5 protein-coding genes are annotated in these 3762 nt (G+C 67.1%); 2 read left to right on the top strand and 3 right to left on the bottom strand.

Features of this window, described 5'->3' with window-relative positions; translation table 11 throughout:
• The first annotated feature begins 4 nt into the window (after positions 1-4).
• Both VH499_RS03255 and VH499_RS03250 read left to right on the top strand, forming a co-directional pair.
• Positions 5-169: a CorA family divalent cation transporter gene (locus VH499_RS03255; protein ID WP_332051252.1), complete on the top strand. Its 165-nt coding sequence runs from the start codon at positions 5-7 to the stop codon at positions 167-169.
• Complete coding sequence (locus VH499_RS03250; protein WP_332051250.1) at positions 160-1161, top strand: glutathione S-transferase family protein; 1002 nt, start codon at positions 160-162, stop codon at positions 1159-1161. The genes VH499_RS03255 and VH499_RS03250 overlap by 10 nt, the downstream gene beginning before the upstream one ends.
• On the opposite strand, the gene VH499_RS03245 is transcribed toward VH499_RS03250, so the two are convergent.
• From VH499_RS03245 to VH499_RS03235, 3 genes are all read right to left on the bottom strand, one after another.
• The gene (locus tag VH499_RS03245; RefSeq protein ID WP_332051249.1) at positions 1153-1899 is read right to left on the bottom strand and encodes a sulfite exporter TauE/SafE family protein; all 747 of its coding nucleotides are present in this window, start codon (positions 1897-1899) and stop codon (positions 1153-1155) included. The two genes, VH499_RS03250 and VH499_RS03245, sit on opposite strands and share 9 nt — an antisense overlap.
• A gap of 4 nt (positions 1900-1903) precedes the next feature.
• Positions 1904-3118, bottom strand: coding sequence for an acyl-CoA dehydrogenase (locus tag VH499_RS03240; protein ID WP_332051251.1), 1215 nt, complete (start codon positions 3116-3118; stop codon positions 1904-1906).
• A 79-nt stretch (positions 3119-3197) separates the two neighbouring features.
• Positions 3198-3762 (bottom strand): ABC transporter ATP-binding protein (locus VH499_RS03235; RefSeq protein ID WP_332051248.1); only part of this gene is annotated, 565 nt, incomplete at its 5' end.

The following is a 3762-nucleotide window of genomic DNA, read 5'->3' as shown; positions in this document are numbered from 1 at the left end:
CTTCATGCCGCTGTCGTTCCTCGCCGGTGTCTACGGCATGAACTTCGACCGGGAGGCAGGCAATATGCCGGAGCTGGGCTGGAGGCATGGCTACCTGTTCTTCTGGGTGCTCACGGCGATCGTCGTCATGGGGCTGTTCTTATGGATGAGGCGCAAGCGATGGCTGTAGCCGATCCCTGTCGCCTGTTCGGCTCGGAGCTGTCGCCTTACTCGGTGAAGGTGCGCTCGTACCTGCGCTACAAGGGCGTGCCGCACGAATGGACCCCCCGTTCGGCCGCGAACCAGGCCGAATTTCAGAAGCACGCCAAGCTGCCGTTGATCCCGCTGGTGGTCACGCCGCAGGGCGAGGGGCTGCAGGATTCGACCCCAGTTATCGAGCGCTTCGAGGCCACGGCCTCGGGACCGTCGATCGTCCCCGACGATCCGGCGCTTGCCTTCCTGTCGGCACTCGTCGAGGAATACGCCGATGAGTGGGGCAACAAGTGGATGTTCCACTACCGCTGGAGCTACCCGGCCGATTGCTGGGCGACGGCCGAGCGGATTGCGCGGCAGATGGTGGGAGAACAGGGTCCGTTGGCCGTGGCGCAGGCGCGCGGCGCGGTCGCCGAGCGCATGACCGGGCGGCTGGGCTTCGTCGGTTCCAACCCGGTGACGCGACCGCTGATCGAGGCCTCCTTCAAGCGGGTTGTACAGATGCTCGATCGCCACCTGGCATCGCGGCCATATGTGTTGGGCGGCCGTCCGGCGATGGCGGACTTCGGACTGTGGGGTCAGCTCTACGAGGCCGCCACCGACCCGACCCCGGGCGCGCACATGCGAGCGAGCGCGAAGCACGTCATGGCGTGGGTCGAGCGCATGGTCTCGCCTCGGCTCGAGGGCGAATTCGAGTCGTGGGAGACGCTCTCGACCGGATTGATGCCGCTTCTCAGCGAGGAAGTCGGCGCGCTCTTCCTGCCGTGGTCGGCGGCCAACGCCGCTGCGGTGCAGAACGCCGAAAAGAACTTCGAGGTGACCCTGGCCGGCGCCGCCTGGTCGCAGGAGCCGCAAAAGTATCACGCCCGCTCGCTGGCCGAGATCCGGCGCAAATATGCCGTCGCCAAGGGCGCGCCCGGACTCGACGCCGTTCTGGCCGAGGCCGATTGCCTGAGCTGGTTAGCCTAACCCGGAAAGGATCAGCGAGCCGCCCGACAAGGCGAGCAGGCCAAGAACGATCCAGCGGAACTGCCTCTCGTTGATTCGGCCATAGACCAGCAGGCCGAGGCGGGCGCCGAGCGCGGTCATCGGCAAGGTGACGACCGCCCAGATCAGGAAGATGCGATCGAGGAAGCCCGCGGCCGCTGCCGACACCAGTGCGGCGGCGAGGATCGCCATGTTGAAAGGCTGATTGACGCCGCGCTGCTCGTGCATGTTCCAGCCGCGAAGCTGTGCCCAGACGCTGGGCGCCGGCCCGCTCATGCTGGCCATGCCGCCGAGGACGCCGCCAACCAGGCCCACGCCGGCATCGGCCCATCGGCCGCCGCCATGAACGATGGGAGGGCGGCGCACGAAGGCCATCCAGCCGCAGTAGAGGACGAGAAAGCAGCCGACGGCGAGCTTCAGTGGCTGGATGCGGATGTGGCCGAGCAAGGCCGTTCCCAGCGGCACGCCGACGAGGCCGGCGGTGAGGAAGGGCCACAGCCGCTTCCAGATCACGCCGCGCCAGATGCGGGGAAGCGATTGGACATGTCCACTCACCGAGCAGAGGGCGGTCAGGGGGGCGGCCGTCGTCGGCGACATGACATGGAGCCAGAAGCCCAGCGCCATGAGCGCATAACCACTGCCGCTCAGGCCATTGACGAACCCCGCCGTCAGCGCCCCGGCGACGACGATGGCCGTGTCGCCGAGGGAAGGCAGATCCACCTGATCAGCCTGCCGCGGTGAAAGCCTGGATGCCGGTGATGGCGCGGCCGAGGATCAGGGCGTGCACGTCGTGCGTGCCTTCGTAGGTGTTCACCGCCTCGAGATTCATGGCGTGGCGGATCACATGGTATTCATCGGAGACGCCGTTGCCCCCATGCATGTCGCGGGCGACGCGGGCGACGTCGAGCGCCTTGCCGCAGTTGTTGCGCTTGATCAGCGAGATCATCTCCGGCTGGGCATGACCCTGGTCCTTGAGGCGACCGACACGCAGGCACGCCTGCAGGCCGAGGGCGATCTCGGTCTGCATGTCGGCGAGCTTCTTCTGGATGAGCTGGTTGGCGGCCAGTGGCCGGCCGAACTGCTTGCGGTCGACCGTATAGTTGCGTGCCTGCTTCCAGCAGAACTCGGCCGCGCCCATCGCCCCCCAGGCGATGCCGTAGCGCGCATTGTTGAGGCAGCCGAACGGACCGCCGAGACCGGAGACGTTCGGTAGCATGTTCTCGGCCGGAACGAGCACGTCATCCAGCATGATGGCGCCCGTCACCGAGGCGCGCAGGCTGAACTTGCCCTCGATCTTCGGAGTCTCGATCCCCTTGAACCCGCGCTCCAGGATGAAGCCGCGGATGGCGCCACCGTCGAGCTTGGCCCAGACGACCAGCACGTCGGCGATCGGTGAGTTGGTGATCCACATCTTGGAGCCCGAGAGCCTGTAGCCGCCCGGTGCGGTCGTGGCGCGGGTCTTCATGCTGCCCGGATCCGAGCCATGGTCGGGTTCGGTCAGGCCGAAGCAGCCGACCCATTCGCCGGTGGCGAGCCTGGGCAGATACTTCTGGCGCTGCTCCTCGGTGCCATAGGCATGGATCGGATGCATCACCAGCGAGGACTGCACGCTCATCGCCGAGCGGTAGCCCGAATCCACGCGCTCGACCTCGCGCGCCACCAGACCGTAGGTCGTGTAGTTGGCACCGGCGCAGCCGTATTTCTCCGGCAAGGTCGAGCCGAGCAGGCCCAGCGCCCCCATCTCGTTCATGATCTCGCGGTGGAACTTCTCATGCCGGTTGGCCTCCAGTACGCGCGGCATCAGCCTTTCCTGGCAGTAGTCGCGCGCGGCGTCGCGAATCGCGATTTCCTCCTCGCAGAGCTGGTCGTCGAGGAAGAATGGGTCCTCCCAGTCGAACGGCTTGGCGTCGGCGGTGATCCCCCGCGCGGCGCTCTTCATCGGTGTGGCGGCGGTAGCCATGGAGCCTCCTGTCGCTGTCAGCGCGTCTTATCAGGCGCCGCTCGCCCCGCCAACCGACCTACGCCGACGAGGTGGCAGTTCCTGTGCGGCCGGTGAGTGTGCGGAAGATGTCGAGGCTCAGGCGGCCGAAGGCTTCCGAGGCCCGCATCTCGACCGTGCGCGGGCGAGGGAGATCGATGCCGAGGTCCGCTGCAACCCGGCCGGGCCGGGGCGACATGACCACCACGCGGTCGGACAGGAACACCGCTTCGGCAATGGAGTGGGTGACGAAGAGGACGGTCTTGCGTGCTTCCCGGGCAAGGTCGCGCTCGCCCCAGATGCGCAGCAGCTCCAGGGCCATGTCGTCGCGCGTCATGGCATCGAGCGCGCCGAACGGCTCGTCCATCAGCAGGAGCGGTGGATCTAGCAGCAGTGCCCGGCAGAGCGAGGCGCGCTGCTGCATCCCGCCCGACAGCTCGCGCGGCAGCTTGTCGCCGAAACCGCCGAGGCCCGCCATGTCGAGCAGCTTGACGGCGCGTGGCTTGAGGCCAGCCGCATCCTTGCCGGCGAGCTCGGCCGGCAACAAAACATTGTCCAGGATCGAGCGCCATTTGAGCAGGATCGGCTGCTGGAAGACCATACCG

Source organism: Reyranella sp. (assembly GCF_036558665.1).
GTDB lineage: Bacteria > Pseudomonadota > Alphaproteobacteria > Reyranellales > Reyranellaceae > Reyranella.
This window is presented reverse-complemented; position numbering and strand designations above follow the sequence as displayed.

Bases quoted from the DNA above. Each gene is read 5' to 3' on its own strand.
- VH499_RS03255 (WP_332051252.1), top strand. From the start codon at position 5: ATGCCGCTGTCGTTCCTCGCCGGTGTCTACGGCATGAACTTCGACCGG.
- VH499_RS03250 (WP_332051250.1), top strand. From the start codon at position 160: ATGGCTGTAGCCGATCCCTGTCGCCTGTTCGGCTCGGAGCTGTCGCCT.
- VH499_RS03240 (WP_332051251.1), bottom strand. From the start codon at position 3,118: ATGAAGAGCGCCGCGCGGGGGATCACCGCCGACGCCAAGCCGTTCGAC.